At 61.4% G+C, this 17379-nt stretch carries 14 protein-coding genes; 8 read left to right on the top strand and 6 right to left on the bottom strand.

Annotated features, from left to right (window positions below; all coding sequences use genetic code 11):
- Positions 1 to 126: 126 nt before the first annotated feature.
- Together HX869_RS17265 and HX869_RS17260 are read right to left on the bottom strand one after the other, a co-directional pair.
- On the bottom strand, positions 127 to 702 hold the full coding sequence (locus tag HX869_RS17265) for an ANTAR domain-containing response regulator (protein WP_003219125.1): 576 nt from the start codon (positions 700 to 702) through the stop codon (positions 127 to 129).
- A gap of 12 nt (positions 703 to 714) precedes the next feature.
- Positions 715 to 1914 (bottom strand): CmpA/NrtA family ABC transporter substrate-binding protein, encoded by a 1200-nt coding sequence (locus HX869_RS17260; protein ID WP_177080446.1) that lies wholly within the window; start codon positions 1912 to 1914, stop codon positions 715 to 717.
- Positions 1915 to 2150: 236 nt separating this feature from the next.
- Between HX869_RS17260 and sctC the strand changes: the two genes are divergently transcribed.
- The 4 genes from sctC to HX869_RS17240 all read left to right on the top strand — a co-directional run bounded on the left by sctC (position 2151) and on the right by HX869_RS17240 (position 5742).
- Positions 2151 to 3614 carry a type III secretion system outer membrane ring subunit SctC gene (sctC, locus tag HX869_RS17255; protein ID WP_178903390.1) on the top strand — a complete coding sequence of 488 codons (1464 nt, stop codon included), beginning with the start codon at positions 2151 to 2153 and terminating at the stop codon, positions 3612 to 3614.
- A gap of 174 nt (positions 3615 to 3788) precedes the next feature.
- The gene (locus HX869_RS17250) at positions 3789 to 4166 is read left to right on the top strand and encodes a winged helix-turn-helix domain-containing protein (RefSeq protein ID WP_178903389.1); all 378 of its coding nucleotides are present in this window, start codon (positions 3789 to 3791) and stop codon (positions 4164 to 4166) included.
- On the top strand, positions 4163 to 4630 hold the full coding sequence (locus HX869_RS17245; protein WP_003219119.1) for a transglycosylase SLT domain-containing protein: 468 nt from the start codon (positions 4163 to 4165) through the stop codon (positions 4628 to 4630). The genes HX869_RS17250 and HX869_RS17245 overlap by 4 nt, the downstream gene beginning before the upstream one ends.
- Positions 4631 to 4716: 86 nt before the next feature.
- Positions 4717 to 5742 (top strand): quinone-dependent dihydroorotate dehydrogenase, encoded by a 1026-nt coding sequence (locus HX869_RS17240; protein ID WP_003219118.1) that lies wholly within the window; start codon positions 4717 to 4719, stop codon positions 5740 to 5742.
- Between the two features lie 120 nt (positions 5743 to 5862).
- Here the strand turns inward: HX869_RS17240 and rmf are convergent, their stop codons facing one another.
- On the bottom strand, positions 5863 to 6078 hold the full coding sequence (gene rmf, locus HX869_RS17235; RefSeq protein WP_002553055.1) for a ribosome modulation factor: 216 nt from the start codon (positions 6076 to 6078) through the stop codon (positions 5863 to 5865).
- A 531-nt stretch (positions 6079 to 6609) separates the two neighbouring features.
- Between rmf and rlmKL the strand changes: the two genes are divergently transcribed.
- Both rlmKL and HX869_RS17225 read left to right on the top strand, forming a co-directional pair.
- A complete protein-coding gene (gene rlmKL / locus HX869_RS17230) occupies positions 6610 to 8874 on the top strand; it encodes a bifunctional 23S rRNA (guanine(2069)-N(7))-methyltransferase RlmK/23S rRNA (guanine(2445)-N(2))-methyltransferase RlmL (RefSeq protein WP_178903388.1) in 2265 nt (754 codons plus the stop codon).
- A 141-nt stretch (positions 8875 to 9015) separates the two neighbouring features.
- Positions 9016 to 11415 carry a diguanylate cyclase gene (locus HX869_RS17225; protein WP_177028693.1) on the top strand — a complete coding sequence of 800 codons (2400 nt, stop codon included), beginning with the start codon at positions 9016 to 9018 and terminating at the stop codon, positions 11413 to 11415.
- Positions 11416 to 11551: 136 nt separating this feature from the next.
- Here the strand turns inward: HX869_RS17225 and dacB are convergent, their stop codons facing one another.
- Complete coding sequence (gene dacB / locus HX869_RS17220) at positions 11552 to 13012, bottom strand: D-alanyl-D-alanine carboxypeptidase/D-alanyl-D-alanine-endopeptidase (RefSeq protein WP_003219103.1); 1461 nt, start codon at positions 13010 to 13012, stop codon at positions 11552 to 11554.
- 236 nt (positions 13013 to 13248) lie between these two features.
- Here dacB and HX869_RS17215 point away from each other — a divergent pair, with 236 nt between their 5' ends.
- The gene (locus HX869_RS17215) at positions 13249 to 13593 is read left to right on the top strand and encodes a YggL family protein (protein WP_003219101.1); all 345 of its coding nucleotides are present in this window, start codon (positions 13249 to 13251) and stop codon (positions 13591 to 13593) included.
- Positions 13594 to 13647: 54 nt separating this feature from the next.
- Here the strand turns inward: HX869_RS17215 and HX869_RS17210 are convergent, their stop codons facing one another.
- Positions 13648 to 14838 (bottom strand): benzoate/H(+) symporter BenE family transporter, encoded by a 1191-nt coding sequence (locus tag HX869_RS17210; protein WP_017477152.1) that lies wholly within the window; start codon positions 14836 to 14838, stop codon positions 13648 to 13650.
- Positions 14839 to 15167: 329 nt separating this feature from the next.
- Between HX869_RS17210 and HX869_RS17205 the strand changes: the two genes are divergently transcribed.
- Entirely contained in the window at positions 15168 to 15932 is a 765-nt protein-coding gene (locus HX869_RS17205) for a GntR family transcriptional regulator (RefSeq protein ID WP_003219095.1), read from the top strand.
- Positions 15933 to 16070: 138 nt separating this feature from the next.
- Here HX869_RS17205 and guaD read toward each other — a convergent pair whose 3' ends face one another.
- Positions 16071 to 17375, bottom strand: a complete 1305-nt coding sequence (gene guaD / locus HX869_RS17200; protein WP_178903387.1) for a guanine deaminase — start codon at positions 17373 to 17375, stop codon at positions 16071 to 16073.
- Positions 17376 to 17379: the final 4 nt, after the last annotated feature.

Below are 17379 nucleotides of genomic sequence, written 5' to 3'. Positions count from 1 at the left end.
CGAGGTGGAGAGTGGTGTGGCAAGAGCGTTTTGCATACTTTTGCGCTGTTCAAAAGTGAGCCGCCGTAAGAGCGGAACCAATAGTTGCCGTTACCTAAATAACGGATATACACCCCGCCCCCCCTCTCACCCCAACAACTCACTCATCGCAATAATCTGCTCCGCCACCTGAATCAGCTTCTGCTGCCGACTCATCGCCTGGCGCCGCATCAGCGTGTAGGCCTCTTCCTCATTACACCCCTTCATTTTCATCAACAACCCCTTGGCCGTTTCGATCCGCTTGCGTTCGGCCAACTGCTGATCCCGCGCCTGCAACTGCGCGCGCAGCGCCTGGTCACTCTCGAACCGCGCCATCGCCACATCCAGAATCGGCTGCAACCGCTGCGCCTGAATCCCCTCGACAATGTAGGCACTCACCCCGGACTTGATCGCCTGACGCATCACCCCCGGATCATGCTCATCGGTAAACATCACAATCGGCCGTGGCTGGTCGCGACTCACCAGCACCACCTGCTCCATCACATCGCGTCCCGGCGACTCGGTATCGATCAAAATCACGTCCGGGCGCACCGCTTCGACCCGCGCCGGCAAGTCGATCGTCAACCCCGACTCATCGATCACCTCAAACCCGGCCTCGGTCAACGCAGCCTTGAGCCGCCCGACCTTGCGCGGTGTGTCATTGATCAACAGGATTCGTAGCATGGGTTCCTCCTGTCAGCGCAAGGCCTGGCGGCTGGCAACATCTGCCATGGCATGCAGGCGAAAGCTGCGGGCATACCCGGCCGGGTCCGAACCGTCCCAGATTTTTCCGTCGATCAACTGGCTGCTGCGCATGGCCTCGCCATCGGCAGGCACGCCCACGGCGCTGGCCGCCTGGCGATAGATGTCCAGTTGTTGCACACGCCGGGCAACGCCGAGGTAGTCCGGGTCCTCCCGCAGCAGGCCCCAGCGGCGGAACTGGGTCATGAACCACATGCCATCAGACAGGTAGGGCAGGTTCACCTCGCCGTCGCCATAAAAACGCAGCGCGTGGGGATCCTGCCAGTGGTTGCCGAGGCCGTCATCGTAGTCGCCGAGCAGGCGCGGTTCGATGCAATCGAGCGGGGCGTCGAGGTACTGCGGGGCGCTCAGCAACTGTGCAGTGGAGCGGCGGTTTTCCGTGCTCTGTTCGATAAAACGGCTGGCCTGCAGGATCGCCATCACCAGTACCCGGGCGGTATTGGGGTATTGCTCGACAAATGCCTGGGTGCAGCCGAGTACTTTTTCCGGATGGTCCGGCCACAGTGCCTGGGTGGTGGCCAGGGTAAAGCCCTGGTTCTGCTTCACCGCACTGGCGCACCAGGGCTCGCCCACACAAAAGCCGTCGATGCGCCCGGCTTGCAGGTGCGCAACCATCTGCGGCGGCGGCACCACCACACTGTCCACATCCTGCAGGGGATGAATGCCCTGGCTGGCCAGCCAGTAATACAACCACATGGCGTGGGTACCTGTGGGAAAGGTCTGGGCGAAGGTGAGTTTTGTTCGGCTTTGGTGCACGTGGCGGTCCAGTGCCTCAGGACTGGTCACCCCCAGCTGTTGCAGGCCACGGGACAGGTTGATGCTCTGGCCGTTCTGGTTCAGGCCCATCAGCACCGCCATATCGGTGGGTGCCACGCCGCCGATACCCAGGTGCACGGCGTAGATCAGGCCGTACAGGCTGTGGGCGGCGTCCAGTTCGCCGCTGACCAGATTGTCCCGCAGGCTGGCCCATGATGACTGGCGCCTGAGATTCAAGGTCAGGCCATAGGGCTGGGCGAAGCCCTGGGTGGCGGCGACCACCACCGAGGCGCAATCGCTCAGGGCCATGAAACCCAGGTTGAGGCTGCTCTTTTCCGGGGCATCGCTGCCGTTGACCCAAGCCAGGGGATCACTCATCAATACGTACCTTTCATAAAAAAACGCCGTTCCGTCGGGTACTCAGAGGAAGAGCCCGGGGTAACGACGTCTGTGTCCTTGAGCCCGTTCCGCCGTTGGCGCGAGCTGCGATAGACAAGGCAAAGCAAGGCACATGCCACGATGCGCACAGGATGGGCTGGGCGTCAGCTTTCCATCAGGATTGAAATCGGCCTGCCTCGCAGTATGGCCGCTCTTTCAGCCCGGGCCATGCAGGCATGTTCAGCCACCTTCACCGTTTCTCGACGCTGCTTTTCTGCCTGGTGCTGCTGGGCAGCCCCGGCGCGTTCGGGGGCTCCTACCAGGCCCGTGATGAAAGCCTGCACACTTTTTTTACCGCGTTGTCCCTGCCGCTGGGGCAGCCGATCGTTGTCAGTCAGGCGGCAGCTCGCAAGCGCATTAGCGGGGCGTTCGATTTCGACTCGCCCCAACCGCTGCTGGAGTCGGTCGCCCAGCAGCAAGGCCTGATCTGGTACACCGATGGCCAGGTGCTTTACCTCTATGACGCCGACGAGGCGAAAAGCTCGGTAGTGACCCTGCGGCATATCTCGGTCGACCTCCTGCGCGGGTTCATGCGCCGTTCGGGGCTCGAAGAGGCGCGCTACCCGCTGCGTGCGAGTGGGGCGCGGGTGTTCTACGTGTCCGGGCCGCCGAACTATGTCGACCATGTGCTGCGCCTGGCCCAACTGATGGACCGCCAGCGTGCGGAACTGCACCTGGGGCCGCAGCGGATCGGGGTGGTGCAGGTGCTCAACACCCACGTTGCAGACCGCGAGTACAACATGGGCGACAGAACCGTCACGGTGCCGGGCATGGCATCCATGATCGAAAAACTGCTGGCCGTCGAGCAGGAGAGTGCGTCCCCGCGGCAACCCGGATTACTGGCCGACAAGAATATCTCGGTGCTGGCGTACCCGGACACCAACAGCCTGCTGATCAAGGGCAAGCCCGCGCAGGTGAGCTTTATCGAAGGTCTGGTGGCAGAACTGGACGTACCGAAGCGCGCGGTGGAGGTTTCGATGTGGCTGGTGGATGTGGACCGCGATGAGCTCAAGAAGATCGGCGCGACCATGCACAAGGGGTCGGACAAGCCTTCAGCGACCCGGCTCATGGCACCCATCGAGGACGAAGCATTCATGCAGCGGATCACCGCCTTGGAGTTGCGCAGGCGAGCGAGGGTCACGACGTTGCCGGTGATTCTCACCCAGGAGAATGTGCCCGCGGTTTTCAACGACAACCAGACGTTCTATCTGCCCCGGCCGGGTGAAGACCACGACGAATGGCAACCGGTGGTCTTTGGTACGCAGGTCAGTGTTCTGCCGCGCTTCGCCGAGGCGAATGAAATCGAGATGCTGCTCACCGTCGAGGATGGCCGCCAGATGGGCAAGGCTGCCAGTCGCGACAAACCCTCGGTGGGGGTGGAGCGGATGGGGATCAACACGGTGGTGCGTGTGGCTCCGGGCAGGCGATTGCTGGTGGGGAATTTTCAGCGCGATACCGGCACAGCCTTGCTCGGACGCTACAACGGGCCCATGGCCAACAGTGTGCGATTGTTTGTGATTCAGGCGACGGCGGTCGCAAATGTGCTGCATACCGCTGCCGAGCCGGGGCAGGCGCCGCCGTTGACGCGCTCCCAGCATGAGCAGGTGAAGCGGGCATTTAACCGGGTGACCGAAGGATAAGAACGTTGGTGGCGCCCCTGGGCGGGCATCGCCGAAAGGTCCTACGTGTCCAGTCTGAAAAAATCAGTGCCTATGGGGTTTTTTCCTCTCCTATACAGCGAGTGGGCTTTTTATAGTCGCGACCTTCAGGAAACCAGTGTTGGAAATGAAGGTGAGTTGGGTGCGGAGGTACGAATGGCCGTGGTGAACGATGGGGTACTGGCTACCCCCATGGTCTTTGAGCGCTGGACGTTGCACTGCGACGGTAGATTGACCAGTGAAGACTCGGATATTCAACTGCCGCCCAAGGAGTGGCAGGTGTTGCGCCTGTTGCTGTCCTCGGCCGGAGTGCTGGTGACCAAGGACCACTTGCTGGAACAGGCATGGCCCCATAACGAGGCCACGGAAGAGTCCCTGACCCGTTGCATCTGTTCGCTGCGCAAATATTTGAAGGGCGGCAAGGGCCTGATCAAGACGGTATACGGCAAAGGGTACCGGGTGACCTGTGCAGTCAGGGTGACCAGCCTGGCGGTGGGCGCTGTCTGTTCCACCTGCGGTCGGGGGCAGGCATGAGCAGCGCCCGGTGCAAGGGGGCGCTGCTGCTGATGCTCACGCTCGGCTTCGGCAATGAAGCCCGGGCGTATTGCTGGGCCGAGGCTGCCAGCCGATACGGCATGGAGCCGGAATTGTTGCAGGCCATCGCCGCAGTGGAGTCGGGCTACCGCGCCAAGGCCATGAATTACGCCAACAACAACGGCACCCGTGATATCGGGCTGATGCAGATCAACAGCATTCACCTGCCGCGCCTGCTCAAGGAGGGCATTACCGAGCAGCGCTTGCTGGATGAGCCTTGCCTGTCGGTGGAGGTGGGGGCGTCGATCCTTGCCGACTTCGTCAAACAGTTCGGCTACAACTGGACAGCGATCGGTTCCTACAATGTGGGCGGCGGGCCCGGGCCTCAGCGTGAGGCCCTGCGTCTTCGCTATGCGCAAAAAATCTGGGCCCGCTATGAGGAACTGATGACGCACCGTAACTGACGATTGGACGGCACGCCTCGCATGCAGCCCGTCACCCCGGCTATAATCGCCGCCACCTTTCGCCGCCATCCGAGTCAAGCCCGCCCATGTATACCCTGGCCCGCCAGCTGTTGTTCAAACTCTCTCCGGAAACCTCCCACGATCTGTCCCTGGACTTGATCGGTGCCGGTGGCCGCCTGGGGCTCAATGGCCTGGTGTGCAAGGCCCCGGCGAAAATGCCGGTGTCGGTGATGGGGCTCGATTTCCCCAACCCGGTAGGCCTGGCTGCGGGTTTGGACAAAAACGGTGCGGCCATCGACGGTTTTGCGCAGCTGGGTTTTGGCTTTGTCGAAATCGGCACCGTGACCCCACGGCCGCAGCCAGGCAACCCGAAGCCGCGGATCTTCCGCCTGCCGGAAGCCGAGGCGATCATCAATCGCATGGGCTTCAACAACCTGGGTGTGGATAACCTGCTGTCACGGGTTCAGGCGGCTAAGTACACCGGTATCCTCGGGATCAATATCGGCAAGAACTTCGACACGCCGGTGGAGCGTGCGGTGGATGACTATCTGATTTGCCTGGACAAGGTCTACGCCCACGCCAGCTACGTCACGGTCAACGTCAGCTCGCCTAACACCCCGGGCCTGCGCAGCCTGCAGTTTGGCGACTCCCTCAAGCAACTGCTCGAAGCCTTGCGCCAGCGCCAGGAAGATTTGGCTGTGCGCCACGGCAAGCGTGTGCCCCTGGCAATCAAGATTGCCCCGGACATGAACGACGAAGAGACCGTACTGGTGGCCCAGGCCCTGGTGGATTCGGGCATGGATGCGGTGATCGCCACCAACACCACCCTGAGCCGCGTCGGTGTCGAAGGCCTGGCGTATGGTGACGAAGCGGGCGGCCTGTCCGGTGCGCCGGTACGCGACCAGAGCACCCACATCGTCAAGGTGCTGGCGGCCGAGTTGGCAGGGCGCTTGCCGATCATTGCCGTGGGTGGCATCACCGAGGGCAAGCACGCGGCCGAAAAAATCGCCGCCGGCGCGAGCCTGGTGCAGTTGTATTCCGGCTTTATCTACAAGGGCCCGGCGTTGATTCGCCAGGCGGTGGATGCGATTGCGGCATTGCCGCGCGGCTGACAACAGGCAATAAAAAGGGCTCCTTGAAGGAGCCCCTGGGCCGAAGCCCGCCGCCCGGATGGGGCGTGCGTGGTTAAGTGGTTGCGTATTCGTGCTGGTGTCGGAATTAAATGCCCTTGATTAGCCGACGGCGTGAAGTTCGTTGAGTCTGTGGATTCCCGCAGTGCCAGTCATACCGTCCCAGTTGTCGCCGCGTCCTTCTCGCCAGCCGTTGATCCAGGCTTGGCGTACCGACGGTAGAGTAAATGGGCAAAGCTCACGGGATTTGCCATGAACGCCATATTGATATCCGCGTAAAAATGCTCTTTCCAACGGATCACGCTTAAGTCTTCTCATAGGGTGTTTCCCTCACTTGTTGACTGTCTTGATATCCTTCGGCCTCGTCCGAGGCCGGGCAGAGTTTTTCTGCCGTTGGTGCGCTCGCTGCCGGCGTGGCGAGCTATGTGTCGGCGTCGTTACGGCGCCAACCTGTGTTGAGTTCTAACCAATAGGTCACATGGATTCAATGATCGTTTTGTCATAAGCACGTAACGATAATGATGCTATAGCCATAAGCTGGGATGGCTTTTCGCCCCTTTTGTTGGGCAAACCCAGCTATGATGTGCCCTTCAAAGAGGATGGGTTTAATCCTTTAGTGAGAATGTCCGCCTGTTGCAGTCGGTTATTATTCGACGAAGGGTCGGAATGTTTCTTTTTGTTGCTTCAAATACTTGAACTGCCCCGTCGATAAAGACCCGAAAGGCCGGTAGCCGGGGTGGAACGGCACATTCGTGCCACACGAGCGTTCTTCAAGAAAAGCGCTTGATTGAAAACCGAATGCGCGATGCGTCGCCCGTTCACTTATTGCTGAAAAGCCTGGAATGCCCCATGTCGGACCGTTTTGAACTCTTCCTCACCTGCCCCAAGGGCCTCGAAGGCCTGCTGATCGAGGAAGCCGTCGGGCTTGGCCTTGAGGAAGCCCGCGAGCACACCTCGGCCGTGCGCGGCATGGCCGACATGGAGACCGCCTACCGCCTGTGCCTCTGGTCGCGCCTGGCCAACCGCGTGTTGCTGGTGCTCAAGCGCTTCCCGATGAAGGACGCCGAAGACCTCTACCACGGGGTGCTGGACATCGAGTGGGAAGACCACATGCTCGCCGACGGCACCCTGGCCGTTGAATTCAGCGGCCATGGCTCGGGCATCGACAACACCCACTTCGGCGCGCTAAAGGTCAAGGATGCGATTGTCGACAAGCTGCGCACCCCGACCGGCGAACGTCCATCCATCGACAAGATCAACCCGGACCTGCGCATCCACCTGCGCCTGGACCGTGGCGAAGCGATCCTTTCCCTTGATTTGTCCGGCCACAGCCTGCACCAGCGCGGCTACCGCCTGCAGCAGGGCGCGGCACCGTTGAAAGAGAACCTGGCGGCGGCGATCCTGATTCGCTCCGGCTGGCCGCGCATCGCTGCCGAAGGCGGCGCGCTGACGGACCCGATGTGCGGCGTCGGTACCTTCCTGGTGGAAGGCGCGATGATCGCCGCCGACATGGCGCCCAACCTGAACCGTGAGCTGTGGGGTTTCACCGCCTGGCTTGGCCACGTTCCGGCGCTGTGGAAAAAACTTCACACAGAGGCCAGCGAGCGTGCCGCCATCGGCATGGCCAAGCCACCGCTGTGGATTCGTGGTTACGAGGCGGATCCTCGCCTGATCCAACCCGCCCGCAACAACATCGAACGCGCAGGCCTTAGCCACTGGATCAAGATCTACCAGGGCGAAGTCGGTACCTTCGAGCCGCGTCCGGACCAGAACCAGAAAGGCCTGGTGATCTGCAACCCGCCGTATGGCGAGCGTCTGGGTGATGAAGCCAGCCTGTTGTACCTCTATCAGAACCTCGGCGAGCGTCTGCGCCAGGCGTGCCTGGGCTGGGAAGCGGCGGTGTTCACCGGTGCTCCGGACCTGGGCAAGCGCATGGGCATCCGCAGCCACAAACAGTATTCGTTCTGGAACGGCGCCTTGCCGTGCAAATTGCTGCTGATCAAGGTCACCCCGGATCAGTTCGTCACCGGCGAGCGTCGCACCCCGGAACAACGCCAGGCCGAGCGCGAGCAAGCGGCCTACGACCAGGCGCCGACCGAGCCGCAAGAGCGCCAGTACAACAAGAACGGGAATCCGATCAAACCCGCCCCGACCCCAGTGGTCGAGCAGGCGCGCTTGAGCGAAGGCGGGCAGATGTTTGCCAACCGCCTGCAAAAGAACCTGAAACTGCTGGGCAAGTGGGCCAAGCGCGAAGGCGTCGATTGCTACCGTGTGTACGATGCCGACATGCCGGAATACTCCATGGCCATCGACCTGTACCACGACTGGGTCCACGTCCAGGAATACGTGGCGCCGAAGTCGATTGACCCGGAAAAAGCTTCGGCACGCATGTTCGATGCCCTGGCGGCCATTCCCCAGGCGCTGGGCATCGACAAGAACCGTGTGGTGGTCAAGCGTCGCGAACGCCAGAGCGGCACCAAGCAGTACGAGCGCCAGAGCGCCCAGGGCAAGTTCACCGAGGTCAGCGAAGGCGGCGTCAAGTTGCTGGTCAACCTGACCGATTACCTGGACACCGGCCTGTTCCTCGACCACCGTCCAATGCGCATGCGCATCCAGAAAGAGGCGGCCGGCAAACGCTTCCTCAACCTGTATTGCTACACCGCCACCGCCAGTGTGCACGCCGCCAAGGGTGGCGCGCGCAGCACCACCAGCGTCGACCTGTCGAAGACCTACCTGGACTGGGCGCGCCGCAACTTCTCCCTCAACGGTTTCTCCGACAAGAACCGCCTGGAGCAGGGCGACGTTATGGCCTGGCTGGAAGCCAGCCGCGATGAGTTCGACATGATCTTCATCGACCCGCCGACCTTCTCCAACTCCAAGCGCATGGAAGGCATCTTCGACGTGCAACGCGACCACGTGCAGTTGCTGGACCTGGCCATGGCGCGCCTGGCACCGGGCGGCGTGTTGTACTTCTCGAACAACTTCCGCAAGTTCCAGCTGGAAGACAACCTCGTCGAGCGGTATGCCGTCGAAGAGATCAGCGACAAGACCATCGACCCGGATTTTGCGCGTAACGCCAAGATCCATCGGGCGTGGAAAATCACCGCGCGCTGATCACTGCGTTCTGAAGCCGCAGGCCCGGATCATTCCGGCCTTGCGGCTTTTTTTTGCGCTGGTCAAACGCAAGTCCTGTGGCTATAACTTAGGACCTGGCCAAAGTGACGCACCCGCACGCTGGCGTTCCGAGTCTTGTCTATGCCGCTGCATGCCGTCCGCCCGAAAATCCTAGGCTTTATCAGTGAGCAGGTGTCGGCGTGGCTGGTGGCGGTGGTGGTGTTGCTGGCCGGTATCGCGCTGACGATTGTCGTCGCCTGGGCCGCGTCCGAGCTTTACCAGCAGCAGATGCGCCAGCGCTTTCAACTGCTGGTCAACGAGCGCTACAGCCGTCTCCAGGAGCGTTTCGAGGACCAGGAACAACGCCTGGGCAGCCTGCGGCGGTTCTTCGTCAATTCAAATACAGTCTCGCGCAAAGAGTTCGAAGGGTTCGCGCAGCCCTTGCTGTTGCGTACCCGCGCCTATGCCTGGGCACCCCGGGTTTTGCGTGACCAGCGCGGTGCGTTCGAGCAGGCAATCACGGCGGAGCGCGGTGCGAATTTCTCCATTCGTGAATTGAATGCGGCGGGCGAACTGACCCCGGCGACTGATCGCGATGAGTATGTGCCGGTGCTGTACAGCCAGACCCAGAGCATTCTCGGCTCGCCGCTGGGTTTTGACCTGTTGGCCCAGCCACTGCGGCGCTCGACGGTGGAGCGTGCGCAACAGTCAGGGAAGATGGCGGTGTCCCAGCCCATGCAACTGGTGGGTGTGGAGCCGGCCTATGCCATGGGTGTATTGCTGGTGGCACCGGTCAGCCGGGCACCGACGACACAAGTGCCCAACAGTGAACCTTACGGCTACGTCATGGCGGTGATCAGCATGCGCCAGCTGGTGGCCGATGGCTTGCCCAAGGCCGCACGGGACAACCTGGTGATGCAGATTGTCGACACCTCCGATGCAGAGCAACGGGTGTTGTACGAATCCAGCAACCCCGTGGCAGACAGTGACCTGGTGGCAGCACGCCGGCTGACGCTCGGCGACCACGTCTACGCCTTGAGCCTGCGCCCCAGCCAGGTGTTCCAGCAGGGCAATCACTCTTCGCTGGTCAGTATCCTGGTCATGGGCAGCCTGCTGAGCGTGCTGCTCAGTGCGTTGCTCTACGTGGTGGTCAGTCAGCGCCAGCGCGCATTGAAGCTGGTGGAGCAGCGCACCGCCCAATTGCGTCAGCGGGAACAGGAACTGAGAGGCACCCACGGCCAACTGCGCAGCGTGCTCAATGCGGCCACCCAGGTGGCGATCATCGCGACGGACTTGCGCGGTGTGATCACCACCTTCAACGCTGGCGCCGAGCAGATGCTGGGCTTTGAAGCACAAGAGGTACTGGGCCACCTGACCCTCGAAAGCCTGCACCTGGCCCCCGAGCTGGAAGCCCGTGCCGCGCAATTGAGCGCAATCCTCGGCAAGCGCATCGCGCCAGCCCAGGCGATGCTGGTGGACAGCGCCGATGCAGTGCATGAGGCCCGCGAGTGGACGCTGGTACGCAAGGACGGCAGCCAACTGACGGTGAACATGCTCGCCACTGTTCTGCTGGACGAGCATGGCCTGTGGGTCGGGCACCTGGCGATCTGCCTGGATGTCACCGAGCAGAAGCGCGCCTATGAGGCACTGGCCGCGCGGGACCGCCTGCTGAAGAAACTCAGCGCCCATGTGCCCGGCGGTATTTTCCAGTTCATCCTGGAACCGAACAATGTCTCGCGGTTCATTTATGCCAGCGATGGCATCCGCGACATCTACGAAATCGAGCCTGGGGTGTTGCAGCAGGATGCGCGAAAGGTCTTCGAGCGGATTCATCCGCTGGATGTCGAGCGGGTACGGGAGTCCATTCGCCTGTCCACCCTGCAACTGAGCCATTGGCGTGAAGAATACCGGGTGCAGTTGCCCCATCGGGGGCTGCGCTGGGTTCGCGGTGAGGCGACGCCGGAAGAGCTGGCCGGTGGCGGTACGTTATGGCATGGCTATGTGTCGGATATTTCCGATCTCAAGCGGGTCGAGGAAGAGCTGCGGGCGCTGTCGATTACCGATTCCCTGACCGGCATTCATAACCGACGCTACTTCCAGGACCGGCTGAAGGCCGAGATGATCCGGGTCAAGCGTGCCTCGGGGGCGTTGTCGGTGATCATGTTCGACATCGATCACTTCAAGCGCATCAACGACCAGCATGGTCACGCGGTGGGTGATGAAGTGCTCAAGGAGTTATGCCGGCGCATCAGCCAGCGGTTACGACGCACGGATGTGTTTTGCCGGCTGGGCGGCGAGGAGTTTGTGGTGCTGTGCGCCAATACCGACGGCAGCCAGGCGTTCAATGTTGCCCTGGAGTTGTGGCAGGCGTTGCGCGGTGAGCCGATGGAAGGTGTCGGCACGGTGACGGCGAGCTTCGGGGTCGCCAGTTGGCGGGTCGAGGAGGGCGTCGACAGCTTGTTGCTGCGGGCGGATTCGGGTGTCTATGCCGCCAAGCAGGCGGGCAGGGACAGGGTTGAGGCAGAGCGGGTGCTTGCCTGAAGTGCACGGCCATTCAAGCTATTAGAGATCAATGTGGGAGCTGGCTTGCCTGCGATAGCATCACCTCGGTATTCCTGATAGACCGAGGCGTATACATCGCAGGCAAGCCAGCTCCCACATTTGATATTTGCTGCTGTTAGAGGACCGGGGCCGCCGCCGCCAGTTTCGGCTGGCGATACAGGTCCAGCAGCACCTGGTCCAGTACCGAGGACGCGCCCCACGGTTTCGGATCGTTGAGAATCGCCACCACAGCCCAGGTATTGCCATTGTTGTCGCGGCTGAACCCGGCAATCGCCCGCACGGTGTTCAGGGTGCCGGTCTTGACGTGGGCTTCGCCGCGCATGGCCGTGGTCTTCAGGCGTTTACGCATGGTGCCGTCGGTGCCGGCAATCGGCAGCGAACTGATGTACTCCGCCGCGTACGGGCTTCTCCACGCCGCTTGCAGCATGGTCGCCATCTCGCGGGCGCTGACCCGTTCAGCACGGGACAGGCCGGAGCCGTTCTCCATCACCAGGTGCGGCGCGGTGATGCCTTTTTTCGCCAGCCACTGGCGCACCACGCGCTGGGCGGCCTTGGCGTCGTCGCCGTCGGCATCGGTGCGGTACTGCGCACCCAGGCTCAGGAACAACTGCTGGGCCATGGTGTTGTTACTGTATTTGTTGATGTCGCGGATGATCTCCGCCAGGTCCGGCGAGAACGCACGAGCCAGCACTTTGGCGTTCTTCGGTACCGGCGCCTGGATGTCGCGGCCCTGGATGCTGCCGCCCAGTTCCTTCCAGATCGCCCGAACGGCGCCGGCGGTGTAGGTGGCGTGGTCCAGCAACGACAGATACGTCTGCGAGCTGCAGCCGTCCGCCAACTGGCCGCTGACGGTCACGGTGACGCTGCCGTCGGCGGCGGTCATCGGGCTGTAGCGCACATCGCCGGTGCATTGCTTGGCGTTGGAGACCTTGACCTGGTTGTCGATGCGGATGCTCGCAATCGGCGGCTCGACCGAGACCAGCACCTTGCCCGAATCATTGCGGGTGACGAAGCGCAGCGCCTTGAGGTTGACCATCAAGGCATCGGGCTTGACCAGGAACGGCTTGTTCTCGTCGTTGCCGTCGTCATTGAACTCCGGCAGTTGCGGCGGGATGAAGAAGCCACGGTCCAGCACCAGGTCGCCGGTCACTTGCTGCACGCCATTGGCCCGCAGGTCGCGCATCAGCAGCCAGAGTTTTTCCATGTTCAGCTTGGGGTCGCCGCCGCCCTTGAGGTACAGGTTGCCGTTCAGGATCCCGCCGCTCAGGGTGCCGTCGGTGTAGAACTCGGTTTTCCACTGATGGTTGGGACCGAGCATTTCCAGGGCCGCGTAGGTGGTGACCAGCTTCATGGTCGAGGCCGGGTTGACCGACACGTCAGCGTTGAACACGGTAGGTGTGCCCGGGCCATTGAGGGGAATCATCACCAGGGACAGGGCATTGTTTTGCAGCTTGGCTTTCTGGAGGGCTTCCTGGACCTTGGGCGGCAGGGAAGTGTTGATCGGGGCGGCGGTAACGGAAAAGGCCAGGGGCAGAAGAAAACTGGCGAGTAACAGTGGACGCAAAGATTTGATCATAAGAATTAAAACCCTACTGCTGAGGGGGTAAAAAGGTGAGGGGTATGTACGAAAAATCCCTCAATGGTCATGAAAGTGTCGGCATTATGCCCCAAGGCTGTCGCACTTGTGGCTGAACGATAGCTGCAATTGGCGGTTTTTTTTACTGGCACTCTGCCGCCTGTCCCAGAGAATCGGGCAAAGGCCTGCTTAAACTGCTAAAGTGCCGCCCGTTATTACTTAAGAGGATTGTTCCAATGGCGACTAACCGTTCCCGGCGTCTGCGCAAAAAACTGTGCGTTGATGAATTTCAAGAGCTGGGTTTCGAACTGAACCTGGACTTCAAAGAAGGTTTGGACGATGAAGCGGTTGACGCTTTCCTCGAAGCATTCCTGACTGAAGCGATGGACGGCAACGGCCTGGACTACGTCGGCGGTGATGACTTCGGTCTGGTTTGCAAAGCCACCCGTGGTTCGGTCAACGAAGAACAGCGTGCCGCTGTTGAAGCGTGGCTGAAGGCTCGTCCAGAGCTGACCCGCGTTGAAGTCAGCGCCCTGCTGGACGCTTGGCACCCAGAAAAGCCGATTAATCCGGCAGTCTGATGTCATGAAAAAGCGACCCGCCCGGGTCGCTTTTTCGTTACTGGGTCTAAAGAATCAGGCCTTGCGCCAGTTCAGAATCACCAGCGTCAACACCCCCGCGACAATCCCCCAGAACGCCGAACCGATGGAAAACAACGTCAACCCCGACGCTGTGACCATGAAGGTGATCAACGCAGCTTCCCGTTCCTTGGGTTCATTCATGGCGATGCTCAGGCCATTGATGATCGAGCCAAACAACGCCAGTGCCGCAATCGACAGCACCAGTTCCTTGGGCAGGGCGGCGAACAACGCGGCCAATGTCGCGCCAAACACCCCGGCGATCCCGTAGAAAATCCCGCACCAGACCGCGGCGGTGTAGCGCTTGTTGCGATCCTCATGGGCATGAGGGCCGGTGCAGATCGCCGCGCTGATGGCTGCCAGGTTGATGCCATGGGAGCCAAACGGCGCCAGCACCAGCGAGGCCAGGCCGGTGGTAGTAATCAATGGCGACGCCGGTACGTTATAGCCGTCGGCCCGCAGCACCGCGACACCCGGCATGTTCTGCGAGGTCATGGCCACCACGAACAGTGGGATGCCGATGCTGATGGTCGCGGCCAGGGAGAAGTGCGGCGTGGTCCACACCGGCGTTGCCACTTCCAGGTGAAAGCCACTGAAATCCAGCAGCCCCATCAGCCCGGACAGTGCCGTGCCGATCAGCAGTGCCGCGAGCACGGCATAACGCGGCGACAGGCGCTTGATGACCAGGTAAGTGAAGAACATCCCCAGTACCAGCCCGGTACGGTGCTGCGCGGCGACGAAAATCTCGCTGCCGATCTTGAACAGAATCCCCGCCAGCAAGGCGGCCGCCAGGGACGCGGGGATGCGCTTGACGAGTTTTTCGAAGCTGCCGGTCAGCCCACAGATGGTCACCAGCACCGCGCAGGTGATGTAGGCGCCGATGGCCTCGCCATAGCTGACGCCGCCCAGGCTGGTGATCAACAGCGCCGCGCCCGGTGTGGACCAGGCAATGGTGATCGGCGTGCGATAGCGCAGGGACAGACCAATGCTGCACACCGCCATGCCGATGGAGATCGCCCAGATCCACGAGGAAATCTGCGCGGTGGTCAGGCCGGCAGCCTGGCCAGCCTGGAACATCAGCACCAGGGAGCTGGTGTAGCCGGTCATCATGGCAATGAAACCGGCGACGATGGCCGAAGGCGAAGTGTCGGCCAGTGGGCGTAATCGCGCTTGGGGGACGTCGGACATGGGGCGGTGTTCCTTTTACCGGGCTGTCTGTAGGAGCGAGCTTGCTCGCGAAGGTCGTTAACGATGACGCTGGCATCCTGACTGAATGCGGTGCTTATACGTTTTTCGCGAGCAAGCTCGCTCCTACAAAGGAGAAAGTGCGGAATCAAGCCTAAACTCAAACGTAACGATTCATTGCAATACAGCCGGCGCCGCAAACAGCCGTACAGTGTGTTGGCGCACTGGGTTGTGTACAATGTGCGCTGATTTTACGCGATACTTGCCAGCGACCCTCTGTGCCGTATTACAGTCAACGTCAATTCGCCGCCGTTCTCCCGACCCGAGTGCCCATGAACGAACAGTTGCAGCCCCTCAAGAAACAGCCGCGAGCCGGTAAGGCCGGTCGCAGTGGAACCCAGGACGATATCGTCTACGCGCATATCTTCGAGGCGATCCTCGAACAACGCCTGGCGCCCGGTACCAAATTGAGTGAAGAAGCGCTGGGCGAAATCTTCGGCGTCAGCCGCACCATCATTCGCCGCGCGCTGTCGCGCCTGGCCCATGAAGGCGTGGTACTGCTGCGGCCCAATCGTGGTGCGGTAGTGGCCAGCCCGAGCGTCGAGGAAGCCCGCCAGGTATTCCTCGCCCGGCGCCTGGTGGAGCGTGCGATCACTGAATTGGCGGTGCAGCATGCCACGGCCGAGCAACTGGCCGAGCTGCGGCAGATGGTCAACGACGAGCGCGACAGCTTCTCCCGGGGCGATCGCGGCGCGGGCATCCGGCTTTCCGGCGAGTTCCACCTGAAGCTGGCCGAGGCGGCGAAGAATGCGCCGCTGATCAGTTTCCAGCGCAGTCTGGTGTCCCAGACCTCGTTGATCATCGCCCAGTACGAAAGCGGCAACCGCTCGCACTGTTCCTACGATGAGCACACGCAGTTGATCGACGCGATCGAAGCGCGGGATGCGGATTTGGCGGTGAACCTGATGATGCATCACATGGATCACATCGACAGCAAGCTCAACCTCGATGAGGAAAGCGCGTCGGATGACCTGCATGCGGTGTTCTCGCATCTGTTGCAGACAAAGAAGCCGGGGCGCTCGTCTGTAAAACTGTAATTTTCCAGGCTCGCCACTAACTAAATGTGGGAGCGGGCTTGCTCGCGAAGGCGGTGGATGAGTCAGCACATCCAGCGACTGACACACCGCCTTCGCGAGCAAGCCCGCTCCCACATTTGTTTTGTTGTACCTGTTAAATCAGCGTTGGTGCACCAATTGCCCCGCCGCATACGTCTGCAACACCGCCCGGTCATCCCCCAGCGTCATCAACACGAACAACGTCTCGGCGATGTTATTGGCCTGCTTCAGGCGATAGCTGAGCAGCGGGGTGGCGTTGTAATCCAGTACCAGGAAGTCCGCGTCAGTGCCGGGTTGCAGCGTGCCGATCTTGTCTTCCAGACGCAGCGCCCGAGCACCACCCAGGGTCGCCAGGTACAACGACTTGAACGGACTCAAGCGCGTCCCTTGCAGTTGCATCACCTTGTACGCTTCGTTCAGGGTTTGCAGCAGCGAGAAGCTGGTGCCACCGCCGACGTCCGTACCCAGGCCGACATTCAGCTTGTGCTTCTCGGCCATCGGCAGGTTGAACAAACCGCTGCCCAGGAAGAAGTTCGATGTCGGGCAGAACGCGACTGCCGAACCGGCTTCTGCCAACCGCGCGCATTCGTCGTCGCACAGGTGCACACCGTGGGCGAACACCGAGCGTTCACCCAGCAGTTTGTAATGGTCGTACACGTCCAGGTAACCCTTGCGTTCCGGGAACAGTTCTTTCACCCATTCCACTTCCTGCAGGTTTTCACTGATGTGAGTCTGCATGTAGAGGTCCGGGTATTCCCCCAGCAGCTGCCCGGCGAGGGTCAGTTGTTCAGGTGTACTGGTCGGTGCGAAACGTGGCGTCACCGCGTAGTGCAAACGGCCCTTGCCGTGCCAGCGCTCGATCAGCGCCTTGCTTTCCGCGTAGCCGGATTCGGCGGTGTCGGTCAAATAGTCCGGCGCGTTGCGGTCCATCATTACCTTGCCGGCGATCATCCGCAGGTCGAGCTTCTCGGCCGCTTCAAAAAACGAGTTCACTGACTGCGGGTGCACGCTGCCAAATACCAGCGCGGTGGTGGTGCCGTTGCGCAGCAGTTCCTTGATGAAAATATCCGCGACTTCTTCGGCGTGGGCCTTGTCGGCGAACTGGCTTTCACACGGGAAGGTGTAGGTGTTGAGCCAGTCCAGCAACTGCTCGCCATAGGCACCGACCATGCCGGTCTGCGGCAGGTGGATGTGGGTGTCGATCAGGCCGGGGGTGATCAGCGCGTCCTGGTAATGGGTGACTTCGATGTCGGCGGGCAGGCTGGCGAGCAAGTCGCTGGCGTGGCCAAGGGCACTGATCTGGCCGTTGTCGATCACCAGCAGGCCGTCCTCGAAATATTCGTAGGAGGCTTCGATCCCCACTTCGGCAGGGTCGGCGATGCTGTGCAAAATGGCGGCACGGTAGGCTTTGCGTGTCAAAGGCATGGTC

The organism is Pseudomonas sp. P7779 (assembly GCF_013386315.1).
Lineage (GTDB): Bacteria > Pseudomonadota > Gammaproteobacteria > Pseudomonadales > Pseudomonadaceae > Aquipseudomonas.
The sequence above is the reverse complement of the archived record's forward strand: the minus strand, read 5'-3'. Positions and strand labels throughout refer to the sequence as shown.

Excerpts from the sequence above, each read along its gene's own strand:
- HX869_RS17265 (WP_003219125.1), bottom strand. The coding sequence starts at position 702 with ATGCTACGAATCCTGTTGATCAATGACACACCGCGCAAGGTCGGGCGG.
- HX869_RS17260 (WP_177080446.1), bottom strand. The coding sequence starts at position 1,914 with ATGAGTGATCCCCTGGCTTGGGTCAACGGCAGCGATGCCCCGGAAAAG.
- sctC (WP_178903390.1), top strand. The coding sequence starts at position 2,151 with ATGTTCAGCCACCTTCACCGTTTCTCGACGCTGCTTTTCTGCCTGGTG.
- HX869_RS17250 (WP_178903389.1), top strand. The coding sequence starts at position 3,789 with ATGGCCGTGGTGAACGATGGGGTACTGGCTACCCCCATGGTCTTTGAG.
- HX869_RS17245 (WP_003219119.1), top strand. The coding sequence starts at position 4,163 with ATGAGCAGCGCCCGGTGCAAGGGGGCGCTGCTGCTGATGCTCACGCTC.
- HX869_RS17240 (WP_003219118.1), top strand. The coding sequence starts at position 4,717 with ATGTATACCCTGGCCCGCCAGCTGTTGTTCAAACTCTCTCCGGAAACC.
- rmf (WP_002553055.1), bottom strand. The coding sequence starts at position 6,078 with ATGAGAAGACTTAAGCGTGATCCGTTGGAAAGAGCATTTTTACGCGGA.
- rlmKL (WP_178903388.1), top strand. The coding sequence starts at position 6,610 with ATGTCGGACCGTTTTGAACTCTTCCTCACCTGCCCCAAGGGCCTCGAA.
- HX869_RS17225 (WP_177028693.1), top strand. The coding sequence starts at position 9,016 with ATGCCGCTGCATGCCGTCCGCCCGAAAATCCTAGGCTTTATCAGTGAG.
- dacB (WP_003219103.1), bottom strand. The coding sequence starts at position 13,012 with ATGATCAAATCTTTGCGTCCACTGTTACTCGCCAGTTTTCTTCTGCCC.
- HX869_RS17215 (WP_003219101.1), top strand. The coding sequence starts at position 13,249 with ATGGCGACTAACCGTTCCCGGCGTCTGCGCAAAAAACTGTGCGTTGAT.
- HX869_RS17210 (WP_017477152.1), bottom strand. The coding sequence starts at position 14,838 with ATGTCCGACGTCCCCCAAGCGCGATTACGCCCACTGGCCGACACTTCG.
- HX869_RS17205 (WP_003219095.1), top strand. The coding sequence starts at position 15,168 with ATGAACGAACAGTTGCAGCCCCTCAAGAAACAGCCGCGAGCCGGTAAG.
- guaD (WP_178903387.1), bottom strand. The coding sequence starts at position 17,375 with ATGCCTTTGACACGCAAAGCCTACCGTGCCGCCATTTTGCACAGCATC.